This window comes from Burkholderia sp. BCC1644 (assembly GCF_902833225.1).
Taxonomy (GTDB): Bacteria; Pseudomonadota; Gammaproteobacteria; order Burkholderiales; family Burkholderiaceae; genus Burkholderia.
This window is the reverse complement of record NZ_CADFEI010000024.1, coordinates 37,392-59,506: the sequence shown is the minus strand read 5'-3', so window position 1 is coordinate 59,506 and position 22,115 is coordinate 37,392. Positions and strand designations below refer to the sequence as shown.

Genomic DNA, 22,115 nt, shown 5'->3' with positions numbered 1-22,115 from the left:
GCGGTGAATTAAACCAGGATTCAATGAGACGCTGAATGAGTGCGCCGGAAAATTCAAATTCGAAAACTCCGCCCAGCCTGCTGTCCGATACGAAACCGGCAGGCGAGGGAGGACCTCAGCAGTCGCGCATTCTCGCGAATCTGGAAGGCCGTGTCACGCCGCCCGCCGAACCGCCGCGCCGTTCGCTGAAGGCGCCGATCGCCGCCGTCGTCGCACTGGTGGTCGCCGTCGGCGGCTGGGGCGCGTGGCGCATGCAGCAGCATTCGGGCGAGCAGGTCGCCGCCGTGACGGCCGCCGAGCCCGCGGCAGCCGCGCCGGCCAAGGCCGCACCGGCCAGCAACGCCGCCGTGCAGGTCGCGCAGAATGGCGCATCCGCCGCGTCCGCCGTCCAGCCGGCCACGATCGTCAACGACGATTCGGCTTCCCAGACCGTTGCATCCGCATCGGCCGCGTCCGCCGCGGACGGCAGCCGCCTGTCGCGCGCGCTGGCCAATGGCGCCGACGACGCATCGGGCGCAGCCACGGCCGGGGCAGCCGCTGCCGCCACGGCTGCCGCTGTCGCAACGACCAAGACCGCGAAGGCCGACGCGACGAAGAGCACGAAGGTCGCGGCGCATGGCAAGGCCGACACGAAGGCCGATGCAAAGGCCGAGGCCCGCAAGCATCGCAAGGAACAAGAGGCGGAGCTCGCGCAGGCCAGGAAGCGCCGCGATGCGACGTCGACCCGTACCGCGAAGGCGGCCGGGAAGGACGATCCGGATGCCGACCTGCTCGCGGCGCTCGTTGCGCGCACGAAGCCGGCCGACAAGAAACTCGCCGCGCAGAAGGGGCAGGTCGTGCCGACCAAGACGGCAGCGACGACCGGCTCGCTCGGGTCGCGCGTGAAGGAGTGTTCGGAGCGCGGTTTCTTCGAAGATCAGCTGTGCCGCTGGCGCGTGTGTGACGGCCACTGGGGCAAGGACCCTGCGTGCCCGAGCGCCGCACAGTCGGAGACGCGGCAGTAACGCGTCTTGCGCCTGCCGTCATGCCTTGTCCGCGCCGCCCGTTGGGCGGCGCGTTGCTTTTGGGGCGAGGAAGCTGCCGGTATGATGCGGCCTGATGCTGTCACGAGAGCTGTCACGAGAGCTGTCACGAGAGCGTCACGCCCGTCGGGCATACGTCTCCTTTCTTTTCCCGGCGCGGGCCCGCGACCCGCGATGTGCGGCGCGTCGCGCGCCGCACGACCTTCGACACGATGGACCTGATCGTACAGACTTACGGCGCCGATACGTCCGGCATGGTGTGCGGCTTCCGCTTCGTCCCGGGCGGTTCCGGCGCGACGCTCGATGCGGACGCGGCCGCCGCGTGGCTGCGCACGTGCCGCGCGCACGGTGCGGGCGCGTCGGGCGATTTCGTCTGGCTGCACTTCAATCTCGCGCATGGCGCGAGCGAGCGCTGGATGCGCACGCATCTCGGGCTGCCCGACAGTTTCTTCGAATTTCTCCACGAAGGGTCGCGTTCGACCCGCATCGAGCAGGAAGACGGTGCGCTGCGCGCGATCGTCAACGACGTGATGTTCAACCTCGAACTGACGCCGTCGGAGATTGCGACGCTGTTCGTCCACGTCGAGCAGCGCATCATGGTGACCGCGCGGCTCAAGCCGCTGCGCTCGGTCGACACGCTGCGCGCATGCGTGCGCGACGGCGAGCAGTTCAGGTCGCCCGCGGAACTGCTCGTGCACCTGCTGCGCGACCAGGCCGACCTGCTGATCCAGATCATGCGGCGGACGAGCGTCGACGTCGACCGCATCGAGGATCGCTTCCTGTCGCAGCGGCTCACGTCGAGCCGCATCGAGCTCGGTGCGATGCGCCGCACGCTGACGCGCCTGCAGCGCATGCTCGCGCCGGAACCCGGGTCGATCTTCCGGCTGCTCGCGAAGCCGCCCGCGTGGCTGCACCAGGAAGACGTGCAGGAGCTGCGCGAATCGACCGAAGAGTTCTCGCTCGTGCTCGTCGACCTGGCGGGGCTCAACGAGCGGATCAAGCTGTTGCAGGAAGAGATCGGCTCGCGTCTCGACGAGCAGAACAACCGGACGCTGTTCACGCTGACGCTCGTGACCGTGATCGCCTTGCCGATCAACATCGTCGCCGGCTTCTTCGGGATGAACGTCGGCGGCGTGCCGTTTTCGGAAAACAAGCACGGCTTCTGGCTGATGGTGTTGCTCGTCGCGGGCTTCACCGGGCTCGCCGCATGGTGGGCGTTCCGGCGTCGCGGCGACCGCTAGCGCGGCAGCCGCATCGGCACGTCAACGCAGCAGCGCGATCGCGCGCTCGCCGATCACCATCCCGAGCAGGCCGACGAGCGCGACGAGCGGCGGGGCCGGCGAGCGCACGTTCAGCAGCGCGTACAGCACGCCGACGCCCAAGCCCACCGCGAGCGAGGTCACGTAATCCGTCATGGCAGCCTCCCGTGTGGTCCGGCGTCAGGGCTTGAGGATCACGCGCTCGCGCGCACCGGCCAGCACCGCGCGGTATGCGTCGTGCGCGCGGTCGAGCGGGTACACGTAGTCGTCGCCGATCGGGAACGGTCGCAGCGTGCCGTTGCCGAAACCGGACGCGAGCGTGTCGAGGATCTGCGCGACCGCGGCACCGCCGAGCTGCAGCGAATCGACCCCCACGAACGTATGCTGGCCGCGATAGAACGCGAAGATGTCGAACGGCACGCTGCGGTCGATCGTCGAGATGAAGATCTGCCGCGCGCCGATCGCCATCGACGCGTTCGCGGCTTCGAAATACGGGCTGCCGACCGTGTTGTAGACGATGTCCGCGCCGTGGCCGCCGGTCGCCGCGCGCACCGCGTCGGCCACGGGTTCTTTCGACGCGTCGATCATGTGCACGTCGCCCGATGCGTGGCCGCGATAGCCGCCTGGGCTGCGCTCGACGCCGATCACGGTTGCGCCGTGCGCGGTCGCGAGCTGGATCGCGGCCTGGCCGACCTTGCCGTTCGCACCGAACACGAGCACGACGTCGCCGGCCGCCGGCATGCCGGCCCGGCGCAAGCCTTCGTACGCGGTGACGAACGGCACGCCGACGCCGGCTGCTTCGTCGAGCGTCAGCACGGCCGGCTTGCGGCGCACCTGTGTCGCATCGAGCACGAGCCATTCCGCGTGCGAGCCGTTGCGTCCGACGCCGAGATCGCCGCCCGAGCCCCACACCGGCGCGCCGATCCAGCCGTCCGGGCCGCTGCGCACGATGCCGGCCCAGTCGCGCCCGGGCGTGCGCGGCCACACCGCGTGCGGCATGCGGCCGAGTGCGGCCTTCACGTCGCTCGGGTTCACGCCGGCCGCGCGCACCTCGATCAGCATCTGGCCGTCGGCCGGGACGGGCGTGTCGAGTTCCCGGACGCGCGCGTCGAGCGACTCGATGTCGGCGGCGGGGGCGTCGAAGCGGATGCTGCGCATGGTGATCTCCGTGACGGATGGCTGCCGTGCGACCCGGTGGGCCGGCGCGTGCAGCGGATGAAAAGGATGAGTGCAGTCTAGTCGGCCCGATTTGACGCGGAAACTGGCAAAAGCGGATGATTGTTTTGCGATAAACGCATAGCCAAATCCGAAGGCCCCGCATGGACGACTTCCTTACCCCGCATCTCGCGCTGTTCGTCGATGTGGTCGATCAGCAGAGTTTCTCGGCGGCCGCGCGCCGGCTCGGCGTCGCCGCGTCGTCGGTTACGCGGCGTATCGACCGCCTCGAGGCACAGCTCGGTATCCGCCTCCTGCATCGCACCACGCACGCGCTGCGGCCGACCGAGGCCGGGCAACTGCTGTACGGGCGCGCGACGCGGATGCTGGCCGAACTGCGCGGCTTGCAGGAAGACCTGCACAGCCAGCGCGACGAGCCGAGCGGACTGCTGCGCGTCGACTGTCCGGCGCCGTTCGGCCGGCGGCACCTGATGGCCGCGCTGGCCGCGTTCATGCAGTGTCATCCGGCACTGCAGGTCGACCTGGTGCTGACCGACAGCATGGTCGATCTTCAGGGTGCGCGGCTCGGCTCCGACGTCGATCTCGCGGTGCGCATCGGCCCGCTCGAGGACACGCGCCTGGTCGCGACCGTGCTCGCGCCGCAGCGGCGCGTACTGTGCGCGAGTACGGCCTACCTCGCGCGGCGCGGCGAGCCCGAATCGCCGGACGCGCTCGCCGGCCACGACTGTCTCGCGTGGCACGGCGCGCCGCCGCCGGGTGCGTGGCGCTTCGGCGAGCGTCGCCATGTCCCGGCGCAGCCGCGGTTTCGCAGCAATCATTCGGAGGCGTTGCTCGAAGCGGCGCTCGAGGGGCTCGGTCTCGCGCACCTGCCGACCTGGCTCGCGGGGGACGCGCTGCGCGACGGACGGTTGCGTGCGGTGCTGCCGCAGTACGCGGCAACGCCCGAGCCGGCCACGATCCACGTGCTGCGCCAGCAGGCGCGCGGCAGCGCACGGACGTCGAAACTCGTCGCGTTCCTCGCGACGTGGTTCGCGCAGCCGGCGTGGGATGCCGCGTGGGCGTAACGGCGGGCGGACGCCGTGCGGAAAGAAAAAAGGGCCTCGCATGCGAGGCCCGTCAAAGGTCGGAGAAGCCGGTACGCCGGCCGGCGCCGCAGGCTGCGCGGCGCCGGCCGGATGCGCACCGTTACTGCGTCACTACCTTGCGCGGCTTGAAGACGCCCTGGTAGTGCAGTGCCGGGCGCTCCTTCGTCGTCAGCTCGACGCCGCCGAAGGTCGGCGTCTGGCGCAGCTTCATCGCGGCCGGCGAAGCGACCGAGCCGATCGACGTCGAGCGCGATGCCGGTGCGAGGTTGTTCGCGACGAGCAGCGCGGCTTCGCTCTTCAGGTTCGCCAGCAGCACCGGATCGGTCGAGCCGTTGACCTGCGTGAGCAGCCCGCTCCAGGCCGCGTCGCTGTAGTTCACGACGTAGTAGTCGAGACCGCTCGGGTCGGCGACCACGCCCGTGCAGCCGTCGATCCGCGTTTGCGTCTGCGTGTCCTTCAGCGCGAGCGTCGTGCGTTTCGCGAGACCCTGGCCGTACGCGAGCGTGATCGGCACCGTCCACTGCAGGCCCGGATACGCGTTCTTGTTCGGGAACGGCTGCTGCTTCAGCGTGATGACCGTCTGGTTCTTCGTCAGGTCGCACTGCGTGTCGAGCGAGATCAGCGGGACACCGGTCTGGCGCACGTAGCTGTCGCCGATCGGGCCGACCGCCTGGCCGCTTTCCTTCGACAGCGCATCCCACAGACGCTTCGGCGTGCCGTTGCCGAACGAGTAGTCGACGAGGTACTGCTGCAGGCCCTTGCGCAGCGTCTGTTCGCCGAGATAGTTCTCGAGCGTCTTCAGCACGTGGCCGCCCTTGTCGTACGTGAACGCGCTGGCGCTCAGCACGAAGTCGTTCGACGCCCAGTCGTTGAAGTTCGGCGCGACCGGGAACGCGTTCGGGCCGATGTCACGATTGATCACGCGATACTTGTTCTTCACCTGGTCGAGCCAGCTGAACTCGTTGGGGAAGAACTGGATCGTCGTCTTCGTTTCGAAGAACGTCGCGAACGATTCGTTGAGCCATACGTTGTCCCACCAGTCGGTCGTGACGAGATCGCCGAACCACTGGTGCGCGACTTCGTGCGTCAGCACCTCGTTGCCGTAGTGCGACATCGGCTGGCCCGGCTGCGGCAGGATGTCGTCGGCGAACTCGAGGATCGACCCCCAGTTCTCCATCCCGCCGAAGTTCAGGTCCTTCTGCTCCTTGAACGCGTCGTTCGCGGCCACCGTGTCGAACTTCGTCAGCGGCAGCGCGATGCCCGTGTAGCGGTAGTAGAAGTCGAGCGCCTGCTTGGTGCGGTCCATCGCCGGCTTCGCCCAGTCGCTCATGCCCGGCGGCGTGAATACGCGCAGGTGCAGGCCGCCCTTGCCGCCCGGCAGCGGGCTCGTGAAGTCGTCCTCGTAGGTGTCGAACAGGCCGCCGCCGAAGAACAGCAGGTACGACGGCATCGGCGGAGTCTTGTCGAACTGCACGAGCTTGTAGCCGCCGCCGACGTTGGTCGACGGCTTCTCGGCCGCGTTCGACACGACGCGCCAGTTCGACGGCACTTCGGCCGTCACTTCATAGGTCGGGCGGAAGGCCGGTTCGTCCCAGCCGGGGAACCACTGGCGCGACAGGTTGGTTTCGCCCTGCGTCAGGATCGCGCCGCTCGTCTTGCCGTCGGTGCCCTTCAGATCGACGCGGAAGATCCCTTCCGCGGCCGAGCAGCCCGGATACGGATCGTCGCCGCAACTGCCGCCCGTCTTCGCGACCGGATCGTCGTACGACTTGAAGTTGATGATGCCCGACCACTCCATGTGCAGCGAGTAGTTGCCCGGCGAGATCGTGCCGCTCACGGGGCGCAGCTGATAGAAGTCGCCCTTGTCCTGCGGCGTCGCGATCAGCTGGATGTTGCCCGGTTGCAGCGTGATGCGGCCGTTCGTGAACTTGATCCGGTGGCCGGCGATCACGATGTTGTTGACCGGCTTCAGCACCTTGATTTCGACATCGGCACGGCCGTCGAACGCGTTCAGCGCCTCGTTCGGGCGGAACCACAGCCGGTAGTTCACCGGTACCACGGTGGCCGGCAACTCGACAGGCGACACGCTCTTGTCGACGTTGGATGCGCTCGGCGGCGCGGTGACGGCGGGCGACGAGCCCGTATGCGGCGCGCCGGCGGAACTGAGCGCGGAAGCGGAGCCTGCACCGCCGTCGTCGCCGCCGCACCCGGCGAGCGCCAGGGCGGCGACGAGCGGCAGATAACGCATCTTGCGAATATGAATCGACATGACTGAAACCTCGATTGTAGAAAGAATCGTTCAGTGCTGCGAAAACGCCGGCAAAAGCAATCCCCTCGCCGTTAATCAACGGCGAAAAAATGGCAATGACGGATTATTCGGAAAGACGGTAGCCGACTACGTGAAGGTAATCATGGTTTACTGCCCCCTCTGGATTTCCGGATATTGGTTAACTTGCCAGTTCAAAATGGCCGGACGCGTGTTGTACTGAATTGATTTCGCGCGCACGACACGGGGCCGCACGCCCGGCGCGGGCGCGCAATCCCTTTGAACCGACGACCTACGGGGCTGGCCGGGCCAGGCCGCAGGACGGAAGGAAGGCGTGTTGCCGTTCCGTAAATTCGCCGTCATGCGGCTTCAAGGTTTGTCGGCTTGCTCCAAGGATGCGTAAATATACTTGATGGTTTTGGGTAAAGGAAACGAAAAATTCAGAAAGAGCATCTATTGAATTTCTGGCGCTTCATTGAATTCTGGAAGTCATTAATTCGCTTTCCGTTTAGCTGTCGAATTCGTAGTTTTAATCTATTAACGATCTTGGGTTGCCGCAGAAACTACGAAATCCGGCGTGGGGCAGTGCGCTCGGTACAATGCATCGACGACCCGCTCACCGATCGCCGCAAGGAGGCCCTTCCATGCCACGTACCCTGTTCCGTTTCGCGCCGCTGCGCGCCATGCTGATGCTGGTTGCCGCCGTGCTGCTGCTCGGCGGTTGCGCGGGGCTGACGCGCGATCCCGTGCGCGTGTCGGTCGCGGGGCTCGACCCGCTCGTCGGGCAGGGCCTCGAGATGCGCTTCAACCTGAAGTTGCGTGTGCAGAACCCGAACGACGCGCCGATCGAATACGACGGCATCTCGGTCGCGCTCGACCTGAACGGCACGCCGTTCGCGAGCGGCGTCAGCGATCGCTCGGGCACCGTGCCGCGTTTCGGCGAAGCCGTGCTCGACGTGCCGGTGTCCGTGTCCGCATTCGCCGCCGCGCGGCAGGCGTGGAACCTGCCCGGCGCGGCCGCGAACGGCGAGCTGCCGTATGCGCTGCGCGGCCGGCTCGCGGGCGGCGTGCTCGGCACCGTGCACTTCAACGACGCGGGCACGCTGCGCATGCCCGTCATGCCGGGGTGGGGCGGGTAGCGTTCGTCGTTGTGGCTAACGTCGCTCAAATGTTGCCGAAAATTAACCATTTGGCGGTCTTCAACACTGATTCTGGCGCAAGGTCGCTTTTTGTCGATGCGGCTCCTACACTGGCCCCTGTCCGAGGGGCGGACGTCCTTTTAGGAGAGCAACCACATGGCGGCAAAATTCGAGCTCAAGAAAGCCACGAACGGTCAGTACTACTTTCACCTGAAGTCGGCGAACGGCGAGATCATCCTCGCGAGCGAGCGGTACGAAGAGAAGGGCGGCGCGAGAAACGGGATCGCGTCCGTGCGGGACAATGCACCGCTGGATGAGCGCTACGAGCGGAAGCTTGCTCACAACGGCGAGCCGATGTTCAACCTGAAGGCTGCCAACCACCAGGTCATCGGCACGAGTGAAACGTACAGGAGCGTGCAGGGCCGCGAGAACGGCATCGCGGCCGTCAAGCGCGATGCGCCCGGTGCGGAAACCTTCGATCTCGCCTGATCGTCGCTTGCGCCGCGACGAACGCCGCTCGGCCGGCGTTGCGGCGCCCGTTTTGCCGGGTCGGGCAAAGCGCGGTATGGTGTGGTCCGCGCGGTGAATTCTCGCCGCCATTGAAGCCAACCGTAACCGAGTTCGCGTGACCGATTCCCCTGTTTTCCACTGGACCGACGCCGACGGCGCCGATCATGCCGTGCGCTGGCGCTCCGAAGCCGGTGTGCAACCGCCGAAGCGCGCGGTGCCCGCCGACGATCGCCTCACTGCCGACGCGGCGTACCGCCTTGCGTGCGAGGGCACCGCGCTCGTCTGGCAGGGTGATTTCCAGAATGCGCGCCAGCTCGTGCAGGCGATGGCGCGCCGTGTCGAGCGCAAGCCGAAGAAGGCGCAAGCCGCGGCCGGCGTCGACGCATTCAACCTGCATCGTCTCGCGCAGTCGCAGCGCGCCCGCACGCTCGGGATGCTGCTGATCCCGCTCGACGCCGACTACACGATCCCGCTGCGCCGCGCGCCCGACGTGCGAGCCGCATGCGAGGAGGCGTACGGCCCCGGCGGCGCGCCGTCGGTCGTGTCGCTACGTGAACTGCTCGGTCTCGTCGGCGCACACGAGTGGCGCAAGAAGGGCGTACCGATTCCGGCGCTCGGCGGTGCGCCGATTCACCCGCACTACGGCGTGTTCTCGCCGGTGCGCGGCGAATACGTCGAACTCGTCGCGCGCGCGCCGCTGCCGGCGAAGTCGCTTGCATTCGACATCGGCACCGGCACCGGCGTGCTGGCGGCCGTGCTTGCGTCGCGCGGCGTCGAGCGGGTCGTCGCGATCGATCAGGATCCGCGTGCGCTGGCCTGCGCGCGCGAGAACATCGCGCGGCTCGGTCATGCGAGCCAGGTCGACGTCGTCGAAGCCGACCTGTTTCCGGCCGGCCGTGCGCCGCTCGTCGTCTGCAACCCGCCGTGGGTGCCGGCCCGGCCGAGCGCGCCGATCGAATACGCGGTCTACGACCCCGACAGCCGGATGCTGCGCGGTTTCCTCGCGGGGCTCGCCGCGCATCTCGAGCCGGGCGGCGAAGGCTGGCTGATCCTGTCCGATTTCGCCGAGCATCTCGGCCTGCGGCCGCGCGATACGCTGATGCAATGGATCGACGAGGCGGGCCTCGTCGTGCTCGGCCGCGACGACATCCGCCCCGCGCATCCGAAGTCCATGGACGCCGACGATCCGCTGCACGCGGCGCGTCGCGCCGAGGTCACGTCGCTCTGGCGGCTCGGCGCGCGAGCCTGACCGCGTATTTTCGGTAAACTGTCGCCATTCCTCACGAATTCCCGCCGCCGGGCCGTGGTCGACCGACCGTGGCCCGGCGCCGCATCACGATGTCGAACAAAACCCACGAAATCCGCCCGGAGCAGTCCGTCGAGCTGCTGAAGGAACTGCACATCCTCACCCGCGACGGGAAGCTGAACCAGGATAGCCGCCGCAAGCTGAAGCAGGTCTATCACCTGTTCCAGTTCATCGAGCCGCTGCTCGCCGGCGTGCAGGCCGACAAAAGCAACGTGACGCTCGTCGATCACGGTGCCGGCAAGTCGTATCTCGGCTTCATCCTGTACGACCTGTTCTTCAAGCAGCAGCCGGGGCACGGCACGCCGGAATTCGCGTCGCACGTGTACGGGATCGAGACGCGCGAGGAGCTCGTCACGCGCTCGACCGAGCTGGCCGAGCGGCTCGGGTTCGGCGGCATGTCGTTCCTGAACCTGTCGGTCGCCGATTCGATCACGTCGCCGCAGCTGCCCGAAACCGTCGATGTCGTTACCGCGCTGCACGCGTGCGATACGGCGACCGACGACGCGATCCGCTTCGCGCTCGCGAAGCGCGCGCAGCATATCGTGCTCGTGCCGTGCTGCCAGGCGGAAGTCGCGGGCGTGCTGCGCAAGAACAAGGGCAAGTCGCTCGCGAATGCGCTGACCGAGGTGTGGCGGCATCCGCTGCATACGCGCGAATTCGGCAGCCAGATCACCAACGTGCTGCGCTGCCTGCAACTCGAGGCGCACGGCTACCAGGTCAGCGTGACCGAGCTGGTCGGCTGGGAGCATTCGATGAAGAACGAGCTGATCATCGCGCAGTACAAGAACCTGCCGCGCCGGCGGCCCGGCGAGCGGTTGAACGAGATCCTCGGGATGTTCGGCCTTGCCGAACTGAACGAGCGCTTCTTCGTGGCGGAAGCTGCGGCGGCAGGCGGCGAGGCCGTCGAGCCGGCCGCAGGCTGACGCGCAACCCGCGCGCCCGCGCGGAGCGTCAGACGTCGTCGCCCGGCCGGCGCATCCAATTGCGCCAGCCGTCGTGACCGAGGCGGCGCAGCGTTTCCTGATTCTTTTCGTAGATCGCGGACGCATCGGGAAACGCGTCGACCGCGCGCGCGATGCTGTCTTCGCGCAGCAGGTGCAGGATCGGGTACGGCGCGCGGTTCGTATAGTTCTCGATGTCGTCGGGCTCGGTGCCTTCGAACCGGTATTGCGGATGGAAGCTCGCGATCTGCAGCACGCCGTCGAGCCGCAGTTGCTGCACGAGCCGCTCGGCAAAGAACAGCGCATCGTTGTAATCGACGAAATCGGCGAACGCATGCGGGAAGATCACGAGCGTCGTGTCGATCTGCTGCGGATCCGCCGCATCGAGCGCGCGCAGCTCGGTTTCGAGTTCGGCGAGCGCGTCTTCCAGCGTCGTCGCGTCGCTGATCGCGTAGCGCACCTGTTCCTTCACATAGACGCTTTTCGCGAACGGGCACAGATTGAGCCCGATGACCGCGCGCGCGAGCCAGTGCCGGGTGGCGGCGAGGATGTCGTCGTGCGATTCGGGGCGAGTATCGGTCATCGTGAAACCAGTCGGGCGGAAGAGCGGCGAGGGCCGCATTGTAGCGGGCCCGCCGCGCTCGGGCGCATGCGCCCCGTCAAGCGCAGGCGGCTTCGATCAACTGCGTGACGAGCGCGGGCGCGGTGCCGATTGGCGTCTCGCCGTGCCGGTAGGTCTGGCTCGCCGCGTAGATGCCTTCGATCACCAGTGCAAGCGCGTCGGCCAGCGCCTTCGGTTGCCGCGCGCCGGCGCCTTCGCACAGCGCGACGAGCCGCTTCATCAGCTGTTCCTTGTTCTGCGCGACGCGCTCGCGCGCCGGGTGCGACGCATCCGGGAATTCCGCGGCGACATTGACGAACGGGCAGCCGCGATAGTCCTTCTGCGTCGCGCGCTCGGCGAGATCGACGAAATACTGGATCAACTGCGCCTTCGGCTGGCCCGGGTGCTTCGCGGCGCTCGTGTCGAGGCGCTCGAAGAAGCACGCATCCATCCGCTCCAGATACGCGAGGATCAGCTCGTCCTTCGACGAGAACTGGCGGTACAGGCTCATCTTGTTGACGCCCGCGCGTTCCACGACGGCCTCGACGCCGACCGTGCGAACTCCTTCCTTGTAAAACAGCTCCTCGGCGGCGCGCAGCAGGTGCTCCTGCGCGGTGGCGCCGTCGATCGGCCGGCGCGTGCGGCGCGCCAGCGGCTTGGCGATCTCGATGCCCGACATGATGACCCTCGGCTGCGTAGTGAATTGCTTGACATGTTACCGACTGGTAACTACGATCGCAACACACTTGTGACCGGTCGGTAACAATCGCGGCCGGATCAACAGACAAATGCCAAGCGTCGGCCCGGGTCAGCCGATGTTGAAATGTGCGGCGGAGGTGGCCTGGTTGGGGCGGAGCGGGTGCGATGGCGCCGGAACCGCCAACTGGAGAACGCGAAGATGAACTGGGCAGTGACAAGAATCGGCGGGCGCTTTCACTACGGATGGCTCGCGGCGGCGGTGGTATTCCTGATCCTGTTGGCGGCAGCCGGCACGCGCGCGACGCCGAGCGTGCTGATGGTGCCGCTCGAGCGCGAGCTCGGCTGGAGCCGGGCGGCGATTTCGCTGGCGATCTCGGTGAATATTGCGCTGTACGGCCTGACGGGCCCGTTCGCGGCCGCCGCGATGCAACGCTTCGGGCTGCGACCGACGATCCTCACGGCGCTCGTGACGATGAGCGTGGGCGTCGCGCTGTCGTCGATGATGACGCAGAGCTGGCAGATGGTCCTGATCTGGGGCCTGATGGTCGGCTGCTCGACGGGCGTCGTCGCGCTGACGCTGTCCGCGACCTTCGTCACGCGCTGGTTTCATGCGCGGCGCGGTCTGGTGATGGGGATCCTGACCGCGAGCACGGCCACCGGCCAGCTCGTGTTCCTGCCGATGCTCGCGGCGATCGCGCAGCACCACGGCTGGCGGCCGGTCGTGCTGGTTGTCGCGGTGGCGGCCGCGATCGTGATTCCGCTCGTCGCCTTCCTGCTGCCCGAACGGCCGGCCGACGTGCAGCTGCGCCCGTACGGCGAACCGGCCGATGCGCCGGCCGCGCCCGACGCGTCGAAGGAGAACCCGCTCGCGGTCGCGTTCCGCACGCTGCTGATGGCGAGCCGTTCGCGCGACTTCTGGCTGCTGTTCTTCAGCTTCTTCATCTGCGGCGCGAGCACCAACGGCTATGTCGGCACGCACCTGATCGCGATGTGCAGCGACTACGGCATGACCGAAGTGCAGGGCGCGTCGCTGCTCGCGGCGATGGGCGTGTTCGACCTGTTCGGCACGACGCTGTCGGGCTGGTTGTCCGACCGCTACGACAACCGCGTGCTGCTGTTCTGGTACTACGGGCTGCGCGGGCTGTCGCTGATCTACCTGCCGCATGCGTTCGGGATCGATTTCTTCGGGCTGCCGCTGTTCGCGATGTTCTACGGGCTCGACTGGATCGCAACCGTGCCGCCGACCGTGCGGCTCGCAACCGACGTGTTCGGCAAGGCCGCGGCGCCGGTCGTGTTCGGCTGGATCGTCGCCGGCCACCAGCTTGGCGCGGCGTTCGCGGCGCTCGGCGCCGGGCTGCTGCGCGCGAGCCTCGGCACCTACACGATCGCGTCGATGATCTCGGGCGGGCTGTGCATCGTCGGCGCGCTGATCGTGCTGCGGATCAACCGCGGCCCGTCGCGCGCGGCCGCGCAGGCGGCCTGATCGCGGTGAACGCGGCTGGCCGCGCAGCCTGCGGCCGGCCAATGCAGGTACGGAGATTTGCATAGCGCGGGAGGATCGGGCGCGCAGCCGCTCAAGCGGGTATGCTTGCGGTTTGCCGGGCGTTCGCGCCCCTTCATCGATTTCAGCGAGGAACCGCATGTCCGTCAAACCTGCTCCCACCACTGTTTCGATTCACGATCTGATCGCTGGCCGCTGGAGCCCGCGCGCCTATTCGGACGAGCCCGTCAGCGCCGGCGATCTGCACGCAGTGCTCGAAGCCGCGCGCTGGGCCCCGTCCGCGTACAACGCGCAGCCGTGGCGTTTCGTCGTATTCGATCGAGCGCAGGACGAAGACGCGTTCAAGCGCGCGTTCGCGACGCTGGTGCCGTTCAACCAGGGCTGGAATGCGCCGGCGCCCGTGCTGATCGCCGTGACCGCGCACACGCTGACGCCGAAGGGCGAGCCGGCGCCGACTGCGTCGTACGACGCGGGCGCCGCCGCGATGTCGCTGGTGCTGCAGGCGCACGCGCTCGGCCTCGCCGCACACCAGATGAGCGGTTTCGACGCGAAGGCGTTTCGCGACGCGTTCGCGATTCCGGCCGACGTCGCGATCCTGTCGATCATCTCGCTCGGCCACTACGGCAACGTCGACAAGCTCGACCCCGTGCTGCGCGATCGCGAAAAGGCGCCGCGTACGCGCCATGCGATCGGCGAAGTCGTTTATGCAGGCGCGTGGAAGAAGAGTTTCGACGCGGCAGCCTGACCGCGCGAGCGGGCGGGCTGCATCGTGCATCCCGTTCGCGCGTGTGCCCGGCGCGGTGCACCGCGCCGTTGCCATCGGTGCCCGTTGAGCGGTACCGGTGGCCAGCCCCGGTTGTGATCCCGCGGGCTTCATGTTAAAAAGCCCGTCCTTTCCGTTTTCGCGCCGGCCCTGCTGCGGCAATTTCCCATGACTTACTGCGCGATCGATTTCGGCACGTCCAATTCCGCCGTAGCGCTGCCCGACGGCGACGGCATGCGCCTCGCGCCCGTCGAGGGCGACCACCTGACGCTGCCCACCGCGATTTTCTTCAACAACGACGAAGAAACGGTCGAATACGGCCGCGCGGCGCTGGCTTCCTATATCGACGGTTTCGACGGCCGGCTGATGCGCTCGATGAAGAGCATCCTTGGCTCGCCGCTCGCGGAAACGACGACCGATCTCGGCGACGGCAGCGCGATCGCGTACACCGAAATCATCGCGCGCTTCCTGACACACCTGAAGCGCAAGGCCGAAGCGCGCGCGGGCGCGCCGATCGGCCGCGCGGTGCTCGGACGTCCGGTGTTCTTCGTCGACGACGATCCCCGCGCGGACCGCCTTGCGCAGGATCAGCTCGAGGCGGCCGCGCAATCGGTCGGCTTCGCGGACGTGCACTTTCAGTACGAACCGATCGCCGCCGCATTCGACTACGAATCGCGCCAGCAGGCCGAGCGTCTCGTGCTCGTCGCCGACATCGGCGGCGGTACGTCCGACTTCTCGCTGGTGCGCGTCGGGCCCGAGCGGATGGCGCGGCTCGAGCGCAAGGACGATGTGCTCGCGCACCACGGCGTGCACGTCGCGGGTACCGACTACGATCGGCGTGTCGAGCTGGCGGCGATCCTGCCCGCATTCGGCTACCGTTCGCTCGACCCGGAAGGGCGCGAGCTGCCGAACAAGATCTACTTCGATCTCGCGACCTGGCACCTGATCAACACGGTCTACACGCCGAAGCGGATCGGCGAGCTGACGCTGATGAAGCACCTGTACCAGGACGTGCGGCAGTACGACCGGCTCACGAGCGTGGTCGAGCAGCGTCTCGGGCACGGGCTGATGGCGCGTGCGGAAGAGGCGAAGATCGGCGTTGCGGCGGGCGGGGAGACGATGATCAACCTGAACGACGTGGAAGAAGACCTGCTGATCGCGTTCGACGCCGATCGCCTCGTCGATGCGAGCCGCGACGACACTTCACGCATCGTCGACGCCGCGCGCGAGACGGTGCGGCTCGCGGGCATCGCGCCGCGCGATGTCGGCGCGCTGTATTTCACCGGCGGTTCGACCGGGCTCGCGTTCCTGTCGGGTGCGCTTGCGGGCGCGTTCCCGGATGCGCAGCCGGTGTTCGGCGACCGCCTCGCGAGTGTCGCGACAGGCCTCGGCATTCACGCGCAGCGATTATTCGGTTGAATGCGAGCGGCTGAAAGGCCGCCATGCCGGACAACCGGCGCACAAAAACAAAAAGCCCCGCCGAAGCGGGGCTTTTTTTCACGAATTATCGCGCCAAGCTTAGACCGGACGGATGTTCGCAGCTTGCAGACCCTTCGGGCCCGTCTTCACTTCGAATTCAACCTTCTGGTTTTCTTGCAGCGTCTTGAAGCCTTCGACGCGGATTTCCGAGAAGTGCGCGAACAGATCGTCGCCGCCGCCTTCCGGGGTGATGAAGCCGAAGCCCTTTGCGTCATTGAACCACTTGACGGTACCGGTTGCCATGTTACTTGTTCCTAAAAAGATAAAACGGGGCCGAAGCCCATGGGGTGCGGAAAATCAAGGAAGGGGTAATAGGACCAACCGGAGTACCGTTGATGGGCGAACTACGAAAGAACCAATTCACTCGCCACTTGAAATCCTGCGAAGTCCTTTATACGGCTAATCGCTCTTATGGTCAACCGTATTCCCATGCACTCAGGGTTATTGCGTAGATCAGGTTTACAAAGCTTGCAAGCGATGCGAATTTTTTGTAGGGGCCGAACGATTTTGGCGGCACGTTTGAGGTGCAACCGTTAAACTACGCGCCGCGTGGACGGGTTGCCCTGATCGGGTGGCGCGTCCCCCCAAGAATGCGTGCGCGGTGCTGTCCGAGCCGATCCCGGACCGCAGGCCGACCATGCTTTTTGAGACACAGGAGAGGATGTGAAGAGTTCTATTCAACGGAACATCGGCCCGTTTGCATTGATGCTGACGGGGCTGGGTTCGATTATCGGCTCGGGCTGGCTGTTCGGCGCCTGGAAAGCCGCGAAGATCGCCGGTCCGGCGGCGATCTGCGCATGGATCATCGGCGCGGTCGTGATTCTCGCGATTGCATTGACGTACGCCGAACTGGGCGCGATGTTCCCCGAGTCGGGCGGCATGGTGCGCTATGCGCGCTACTCGCACGGTTCGCTGGTCGGTTTCATCAGCGCGTGGGCCAACTGGATCGCGATCGTTTCCGTGATCCCGATCGAGGCTGAAGCGTCGATCCAGTACATGAGCACGTGGCCGTATCCGTGGGCGCATGCGCTGTTCGTGAACGGCGAGTTGACCACACCTGGCTTGCTGCTGTCGGCCGTGCTGGTCGTCATCTACTTCCTGCTGAACTACTGGGGCGTGAAGGCCTTTGCGCGCGCGAACACCGCGATCACGATCTTCAAGTTCCTGATCCCGGGCGCCACGATCCTCGGCCTGATGCTGACGAGCTTCCATTCGGAAAACCTCGGCACCGCATCGAATGCGAGCTTCGCGCCGTACGGCTGGTCGGCCGTGCTGACCGCGGTTGCGACGAGCGGCATCGTGTTCGCGTTCAACGGCTTCCAGAGTCCCGTGAACCTGGCCGGCGAAGCGCGCAATCCGTCGCGCAGCGTGCCGTTCGCGGTGATCACGTCGATCCTGATCGCGCTGGTGATCTACGTGCTGCTGCAGATGGCGTACATCGGCTCGGTGAATCCGGCTGACGTCGCGAAGGGCTGGGCGCACTTCAACTTCTCGTCGCCGTTCGCGGAACTCGCGATCGCACTGAACCTGAACTGGCTCGCGATCCTGCTGTACGTCGACGCGTTCATCAGCCCGAGCGGCACCGGCACGACCTACATGGCGACCACCACGCGGATGATCTACGCGATGGAGCGCAACAACACGATGCCGAAGATGTTCGGCAACGTGCACCCGATCTACGGTGTGCCGCGCCAGGCGATGTGGTTCAACCTGCTCGTGTCGTTCATCTTCCTGTTCTTCTTCCGTGGCTGGAGCTCGCTCGCGGCGGTGATCTCGGTCGCAACGGTGATTTCGTACCTGACCGGCCCGATCAGCCTGATGGCGCTGCGCCGCGCGGCGACCGACATCGAGCGTCCGCTGTCGATTCCGCTGATGAAGCTGATCGCACCGTTCGCGTTCGTATGCGCGTCGCTGATCCTGTACTGGGCGAAGTGGCCGCTGACGGGCGAAATTATCCTGCTGATGATCGTCGCGCTGCCGGTGTACTTCTTCTTCCAGGCGAAGTCGGGCTGGAGCGGCTGGGGTGCCGACCTGAAGGCTGCATGGTGGCTGGTCGCGTACCTGCCGACGATGGCCGTGCTGTCGCTGATCGGCAGCAAGGAGTTCGGCGGCCACGGCGTGCTGCCGTACGGCTGGGACATGCTGGTCGTCGCGGCAATCGCGCTGGTGTTCTACTTCTGGGGCGTGAATACCGGCTACCGGACCAAGTATCTCGACGAGCGTGAATCGCACGACGAGATCCTCGAAGGGATCGGTGCCTGACGCCTGACCTGTCGCCGGATTCGGCGGCGGCAGGGCGCAGCGAAAAAAGCCCGTCCGAGCGATGCTCGGGCGGGCTTTTTGTTTGCGTCGACGATTGCGGCGCGGCTCAGGCGCCGGCGCTGGCGCTGGCGAACACGTAGTTCGTCATCGCGAGCACGCGCTGGTAGGTGCCGAGCGACTGGATGCCGAGCTGGTAATCGTCGTCCGCCGCGCCGAGCGCCGTGAAGACCGGCAGCAGATGCTCGTCGGTCGGATGCATCAGCGCTGCGTGCGGCGCCTGCCGGCGGTAGTCGAGCAGCGCGTCGACATCGCGCGCGGCGAGCTTCGTCTCGAACCAGTCGGTGAATTCCGCGACGCGCGGGTCCGCATCTTCGGGCGCCGCGCCGAAATCGGCTGCGCGCAGGTTGTGCGTGATCTGGCCCGAGCCGATCACCATCACGCCTTCATCACGCAGCGGCCGCAGCGCGCGGCCGAGTACGAAGTGGTGCGCCGCATCCGCGCGCGGCTGGATCGACAGCTGCGCGACGGGGACGTCGGCCTCCGGGAACATCAGCAGCATCGGCACCCACGCGCCGTGGTCAAGGCCGTGCTCGGTCGTCGCGGTTGCGATGCCGGCCGCGTTCAGCAGCGTGACCGCGCGTTCGGCGACGTCGGGCGCGCCCGGTGCCGGATAGCGGATGTCGTACAGCGCCTGCGGGAAACCGTAGAAATCGTGGATCGTTTCCGGATGCGCGGCGACGCTCGCGACCGGCCGTTGCGTGCCCCAGTGCGCGGACAGCATCAGCACCGCGCGCGGGCGCGGCAATTGGGCGCCGAGGTGCGTGAACGCACCGGACGGCAGCGTCGGGTCGATCGGCAGCGTCGGAGCGCCGTGGGACAGGTACAGCGAAGGCAAGCGGTTCATGGTGGTGGCCTGCGAAAAGGGTTTGCCTGAGACTATAGGCGCGCACCGTGAATTGATAAATTCGCGTTTCGGAATTTGATTGACGCTTGTTTGTTGATAATCGGCGCAACGCAATGCGCGGCGACGCGGTTAATCGTCAATACGCGTACGATCGAATGAATTTTCGTGGAAATCGCAGAAGATGCGCGAAGAAGGGTGCGGTCGCAGCGCTTACTGCGCGTGCCGGATGCCGGCCCAGGGTGTCGTCTGCGGCGCGCTGAGCGCGAACAGGTCGAGCACGCGCGTGACGGTCTGGTCGACGAGTTCCTCGATCGTCTTCGGCATCGCGTAGAACGCGGGCAGCGGCGGAAAGACGATGCCGCCCATCTCGGTGACGGCGGTCATGTTGCGCAGATGCGCGAGGTTGAACGGCGTTTCGCGCACCATCAGCACGAGACGACGGCGTTCCTTGAGCGTGACGTCGGCCGCGCGCGTGATCAGGTTGTCGGACAGCCCGTGCGCGACGCTCGCGAGCGTCTTCATCGAGCACGGCGCAATCACCATCCCGTCGGTCGCGAACGAACCCGACGCAATCGTCGCGCCGACGTCGCGCACCGAGTGCACGACGTCCGCACGGCTTTCGACATCGGCTTTCGGCAGCCTCAGTTCATGCTGGATGTTGAGCCAGCCGGCGTTCGAAATCAGCAGGTGCGTTTCGACGCCGCCCGCGGCGCGCAGCAGGTCGAGCAGCCGGACGCCGTAGATCGCGCCGGTGGCGCCGGTGATCGCGACGATCAGCCGGCGTGGCGGCGCGCTGGGAGATGCCATCGAAAGGGGGGCGGGTGCCGCGTGTTAAGCGGCGGCGAACAGTTGCTGCAGTTCGCCCGACTGGTACATCTCCATCATGATGTCCGAGCCGCCGATGAATTCGCCCTTCACGTAGAGCTGCGGGATGGTCGGCCAGTTCGAGAATGACTTGATGCCCTGGCGGATTTCGTCGTCTTCAAGCACGTTGACCGTCTTGAACTGGTCGACGCCGCAGGCTTTCAGCACCTGCACGGCGCGGCCGGAGAAGCCGCACATCGGGAATTGCGCGTTGCCCTTCATGAAGAGCACGACCTGGTTTTCGTCGACGATTTGCTTGATACGTTGTTGGGTGTCCATGACTGACCTTGCGTTTGCGGGGCGTTAGATCGAAATGATAGCGGATTTCAACCGGACGGGCCGGGCATCAGCCCGGCCGCCGGCCGCCGGTCGTGCGTTCGATCGCGGCGAGATCGGCGAGCGATTCGACCGCGACGAAGCCGTGCGAGGCGAGGATCGTGCGGACGGCTTCGGCCTGATCGTAGCCGTGCTCGATCCAGAGCGTGCCGCCCGGTTTCAGACGGGTGCCGGCGCCCGCGACGATCGTGCGGATCGCGCTGAGGCCGTCGGCATCGTCGGTGAGTGCGCCGCGCGGCTCGAAACGCAGGTCGCCCTGCGCGAGGTGCGGGTCGTGCTGCGCGATGTATGGCGGGTTGCTGACGATCGTATCGAACACGAGCGCCGGATCGAGCGCCGCGTACCAGTCGCTCTGCAGCCACTGCGGCGGGCCGCCGGGGCGACGTGCGTCGAGCAGCTTGTCCGCGTTGCGTTGCGCGACCGCGAGCGCGGCCGGCGAACGGTCGAGCGCCCACACGCGCGCATCGGGACGCTCGGCGGCGATCGACACGGCGATCGCGCCGCTGCCGGTGCCGAGATCGAGCACGGCCGGATGCGGCAGTCCGTCGATCGCATCGAGCGCGGCTTCGACGAGCAGTTCGGTTTCGGGGCGCGGGATCAGCACGTCGGGCGTCACGTCGAACGGGCGGCCGAAGAACTCGCGCATCCCGACCAGTTGCGCGACGGGCTCGCCGGCGACGCGGCGCGCTTCGAGCGCGCGGTAGCGTTCGACCGCGGCCGCATCGAGCGGCGCGTCGCCGCGCGTGATCAGCTGCGTGCGGGTCCAGCCGAGCGCGTGCGCAAGCAGTACGCGCGCATCGACCGCGTCGAGCGGTGACGAGCGCAGCAGTTCGTCGGCGGTGGTGTCGGGCATCGCGGCCTCAGTCGGCTTCGCCGAGCGACGCAAGCAGCTCGGCCTGGTGCTCGGTGACGAGCACGCCGATCAGTTCGTCAAGATCGCCGTCCATGATCGCCTCGAGCCGGTACAGCGTCAGGTTGATCCGGTGGTCGGTCATCCGGCCTTGCGGGAAGTTGTACGTGCGAATCCGTTCGGAACGGTCGCCGGAGCCGATCAGGCTCTTGCGCGTCGCGGCTTCCTTCGCGTGCTGCTCGTGATACTGCTTGTCCTTGATGCGCGCGGCGAGCACCTTCAGCGCGCGATCCTTGTTCTTGTGCTGCGAACGGTCGTCCTGGCATTCGACGACGATCCCCGTCGGGATGTGCGTGACGCGCACCGCCGAGTCGGTCTTGTTGATGTGCTGGCCGCCCGCGCCGGATGCGCGGAACGTGTCGATCCGCAGGTCGGCCGGATTGATCTCGACTTCGCCGATCTCGTCGGCTTCCGGCATCACCGCGACCGTGCACGCGGACGTATGGATGCGCCCCTGCGTCTCGGTCGCCGGCACGCGCTGCACGCGATGGCCGCCCGATTCGAACTTCAGGCGCGAATACGCGCCCTGGCCCGCGATCCGCACGATCACTTCCTTGTAGCCGCCGAGATCCGACGCGCTCTCCGACATCATTTCGACCTGCCAGCGCTGGCGTTCCGCGAAGCGCAGGTACATGCGCAGCAGGTCGCCCGCGAACAGCGCCGATTCGTCGCCGCCCGCGCCCGCACGGATTTCGACGAAGATGTTGCGGTCGTCGTTCGGATCCTTCGGCAGCAGCATCTTCTGCAGCTCGGTCTCGAGGCGCGCCATGCCGTCGCGCGCGTTGCGGATTTCGTCTTCCGCGAAGTCGCGCATCGACGGATCGGCGAGCAACTCCTGCGCGGCCGCCTCGTCATTGCGCGACTGGCGCCACAGCGCGTATTGCTCGACGACCGGGCCGAGTTCCGCATGTTCGCGCGTCAGTTTGCGGTACTGGTCGAGGTCGGCCGTGACGTTTTCGCGGCTCAGCAGATCGTTCAGTTCGGCCAGCCGTGTGGACAGCTGGTCGAGCTTGCGTTGCATGCTCGTCTTCATGGTGTGGAGCGGCGCTCCCGGGCAAGGGGTATTCGGAAAGGATAGGCCGGCTCGCGGCC

At 66.8% G+C, this 22,115-nt stretch carries 23 protein-coding genes; 12 read left to right on the top strand and 11 right to left on the bottom strand.

Annotated features, from left to right (window positions below):
- Positions 1 to 35 precede the first annotated feature (35 nt).
- Positions 36 to 1,004 (top strand): phage tail protein, encoded by a 969-nt coding sequence (locus HWX87_RS33580; protein ID WP_176051187.1) that lies wholly within the window; start codon positions 36 to 38, stop codon positions 1,002 to 1,004.
- A gap of 230 nt (positions 1,005 to 1,234) precedes the next feature.
- Entirely contained in the window at positions 1,235 to 2,263 is a 1,029-nt protein-coding gene (locus tag HWX87_RS33575) for a transporter (protein WP_176051186.1), read from the top strand.
- 21 nt (positions 2,264 to 2,284) lie between these two features.
- On the opposite strand, the gene HWX87_RS33570 is transcribed toward HWX87_RS33575, so the two are convergent.
- Both HWX87_RS33570 and HWX87_RS33565 read right to left on the bottom strand, forming a co-directional pair.
- A complete protein-coding gene (locus HWX87_RS33570) occupies positions 2,285 to 2,437 on the bottom strand; it encodes a DUF1427 family protein (protein WP_176051185.1) in 153 nt (50 codons plus the stop codon).
- Between the two features lie 24 nt (positions 2,438 to 2,461).
- Positions 2,462 to 3,439, bottom strand: coding sequence for a zinc-binding alcohol dehydrogenase family protein (locus HWX87_RS33565; protein ID WP_176051184.1), 978 nt, complete (start codon positions 3,437 to 3,439; stop codon positions 2,462 to 2,464).
- Positions 3,440 to 3,600: 161 nt separating this feature from the next.
- On the opposite strand from HWX87_RS33565, the gene HWX87_RS33560 reads away from it, so the two are divergent.
- A complete protein-coding gene (locus HWX87_RS33560) occupies positions 3,601 to 4,521 on the top strand; it encodes a LysR family transcriptional regulator (protein ID WP_176051183.1) in 921 nt (306 codons plus the stop codon).
- Between the two features lie 121 nt (positions 4,522 to 4,642).
- Here the strand turns inward: HWX87_RS33560 and HWX87_RS33555 are convergent, their stop codons facing one another.
- On the bottom strand, positions 4,643 to 6,811 hold the full coding sequence (locus HWX87_RS33555) for a M1 family metallopeptidase (RefSeq protein ID WP_176051182.1): 2,169 nt from the start codon (positions 6,809 to 6,811) through the stop codon (positions 4,643 to 4,645).
- On the opposite strand from HWX87_RS33555, the gene HWX87_RS33550 reads away from it, so the two are divergent.
- The 5 genes from HWX87_RS33550 to HWX87_RS33530 all read left to right on the top strand — a co-directional run bounded on the left by HWX87_RS33550 (position 6,810) and on the right by HWX87_RS33530 (position 10,686).
- Positions 6,810 to 7,031, top strand: coding sequence for a hypothetical protein (locus tag HWX87_RS33550; RefSeq protein WP_176051181.1), 222 nt, complete (start codon positions 6,810 to 6,812; stop codon positions 7,029 to 7,031). The genes HWX87_RS33555 and HWX87_RS33550 overlap by 2 nt on opposite strands.
- Positions 7,032 to 7,452: 421 nt before the next feature.
- Positions 7,453 to 7,947, top strand: coding sequence for an LEA type 2 family protein (locus HWX87_RS33545; protein ID WP_176051180.1), 495 nt, complete (start codon positions 7,453 to 7,455; stop codon positions 7,945 to 7,947).
- Positions 7,948 to 8,103: 156 nt separating this feature from the next.
- Positions 8,104 to 8,436 carry a YegP family protein gene (locus tag HWX87_RS33540; RefSeq protein ID WP_176051179.1) on the top strand — a complete coding sequence of 111 codons (333 nt, stop codon included), beginning with the start codon at positions 8,104 to 8,106 and terminating at the stop codon, positions 8,434 to 8,436.
- Between the two features lie 136 nt (positions 8,437 to 8,572).
- Complete coding sequence (locus HWX87_RS33535) at positions 8,573 to 9,706, top strand: class I SAM-dependent methyltransferase (protein WP_176051178.1); 1,134 nt, start codon at positions 8,573 to 8,575, stop codon at positions 9,704 to 9,706.
- Between the two features lie 89 nt (positions 9,707 to 9,795).
- Positions 9,796 to 10,686, top strand: coding sequence for an SAM-dependent methyltransferase (locus tag HWX87_RS33530; RefSeq protein ID WP_176051177.1), 891 nt, complete (start codon positions 9,796 to 9,798; stop codon positions 10,684 to 10,686).
- 28 nt (positions 10,687 to 10,714) lie between these two features.
- Here HWX87_RS33530 and HWX87_RS33525 read toward each other — a convergent pair whose 3' ends face one another.
- Both HWX87_RS33525 and HWX87_RS33520 read right to left on the bottom strand, forming a co-directional pair.
- Complete coding sequence (locus tag HWX87_RS33525) at positions 10,715 to 11,287, bottom strand: DUF1415 domain-containing protein (protein WP_176051176.1); 573 nt, start codon at positions 11,285 to 11,287, stop codon at positions 10,715 to 10,717.
- A gap of 76 nt (positions 11,288 to 11,363) precedes the next feature.
- Positions 11,364 to 11,984, bottom strand: a complete 621-nt coding sequence (locus tag HWX87_RS33520; protein WP_176051175.1) for a TetR/AcrR family transcriptional regulator — start codon at positions 11,982 to 11,984, stop codon at positions 11,364 to 11,366.
- 219 nt (positions 11,985 to 12,203) lie between these two features.
- On the opposite strand from HWX87_RS33520, the gene HWX87_RS33515 reads away from it, so the two are divergent.
- The 3 genes from HWX87_RS33515 to HWX87_RS33505 all read left to right on the top strand — a co-directional run bounded on the left by HWX87_RS33515 (position 12,204) and on the right by HWX87_RS33505 (position 15,687).
- Positions 12,204 to 13,487: an MFS transporter gene (locus HWX87_RS33515; protein WP_176051174.1), complete on the top strand. Its 1,284-nt coding sequence runs from the start codon at positions 12,204 to 12,206 to the stop codon at positions 13,485 to 13,487.
- 157 nt (positions 13,488 to 13,644) lie between these two features.
- Positions 13,645 to 14,250 carry a nitroreductase family protein gene (locus tag HWX87_RS33510; RefSeq protein ID WP_059236419.1) on the top strand — a complete coding sequence of 202 codons (606 nt, stop codon included), beginning with the start codon at positions 13,645 to 13,647 and terminating at the stop codon, positions 14,248 to 14,250.
- 186 nt (positions 14,251 to 14,436) lie between these two features.
- On the top strand, positions 14,437 to 15,687 hold the full coding sequence (locus HWX87_RS33505; protein WP_176051173.1) for an Hsp70 family protein: 1,251 nt from the start codon (positions 14,437 to 14,439) through the stop codon (positions 15,685 to 15,687).
- Between the two features lie 99 nt (positions 15,688 to 15,786).
- On the opposite strand, the gene HWX87_RS33500 is transcribed toward HWX87_RS33505, so the two are convergent.
- Positions 15,787 to 15,990, bottom strand: coding sequence for a cold-shock protein (locus HWX87_RS33500; RefSeq protein WP_006477070.1), 204 nt, complete (start codon positions 15,988 to 15,990; stop codon positions 15,787 to 15,789).
- 420 nt (positions 15,991 to 16,410) lie between these two features.
- Here HWX87_RS33500 and HWX87_RS33495 point away from each other — a divergent pair, with 420 nt between their 5' ends.
- Positions 16,411 to 18,009 carry an APC family permease gene (locus tag HWX87_RS33495; protein ID WP_176051172.1) on the top strand — a complete coding sequence of 533 codons (1,599 nt, stop codon included), beginning with the start codon at positions 16,411 to 16,413 and terminating at the stop codon, positions 18,007 to 18,009.
- 106 nt (positions 18,010 to 18,115) lie between these two features.
- Here the strand turns inward: HWX87_RS33495 and HWX87_RS33490 are convergent, their stop codons facing one another.
- From HWX87_RS33490 to prfA, 5 genes are all read right to left on the bottom strand, one after another.
- The gene (locus tag HWX87_RS33490; RefSeq protein ID WP_176051171.1) at positions 18,116 to 18,913 is read right to left on the bottom strand and encodes a class III extradiol ring-cleavage dioxygenase; all 798 of its coding nucleotides are present in this window, start codon (positions 18,911 to 18,913) and stop codon (positions 18,116 to 18,118) included.
- A 210-nt stretch (positions 18,914 to 19,123) separates the two neighbouring features.
- Positions 19,124 to 19,720 (bottom strand): UbiX family flavin prenyltransferase, encoded by a 597-nt coding sequence (locus HWX87_RS33485; protein ID WP_176051170.1) that lies wholly within the window; start codon positions 19,718 to 19,720, stop codon positions 19,124 to 19,126.
- Between the two features lie 24 nt (positions 19,721 to 19,744).
- Positions 19,745 to 20,056: a Grx4 family monothiol glutaredoxin gene (grxD, locus tag HWX87_RS33480; protein WP_121859134.1), complete on the bottom strand. Its 312-nt coding sequence runs from the start codon at positions 20,054 to 20,056 to the stop codon at positions 19,745 to 19,747.
- Positions 20,057 to 20,123: 67 nt separating this feature from the next.
- Complete coding sequence (gene prmC, locus HWX87_RS33475; RefSeq protein ID WP_176051169.1) at positions 20,124 to 20,966, bottom strand: peptide chain release factor N(5)-glutamine methyltransferase; 843 nt, start codon at positions 20,964 to 20,966, stop codon at positions 20,124 to 20,126.
- A 7-nt stretch (positions 20,967 to 20,973) separates the two neighbouring features.
- Positions 20,974 to 22,056: a peptide chain release factor 1 gene (prfA, locus tag HWX87_RS33470; protein WP_176051168.1), complete on the bottom strand. Its 1,083-nt coding sequence runs from the start codon at positions 22,054 to 22,056 to the stop codon at positions 20,974 to 20,976.
- Positions 22,057 to 22,115: the final 59 nt, after the last annotated feature.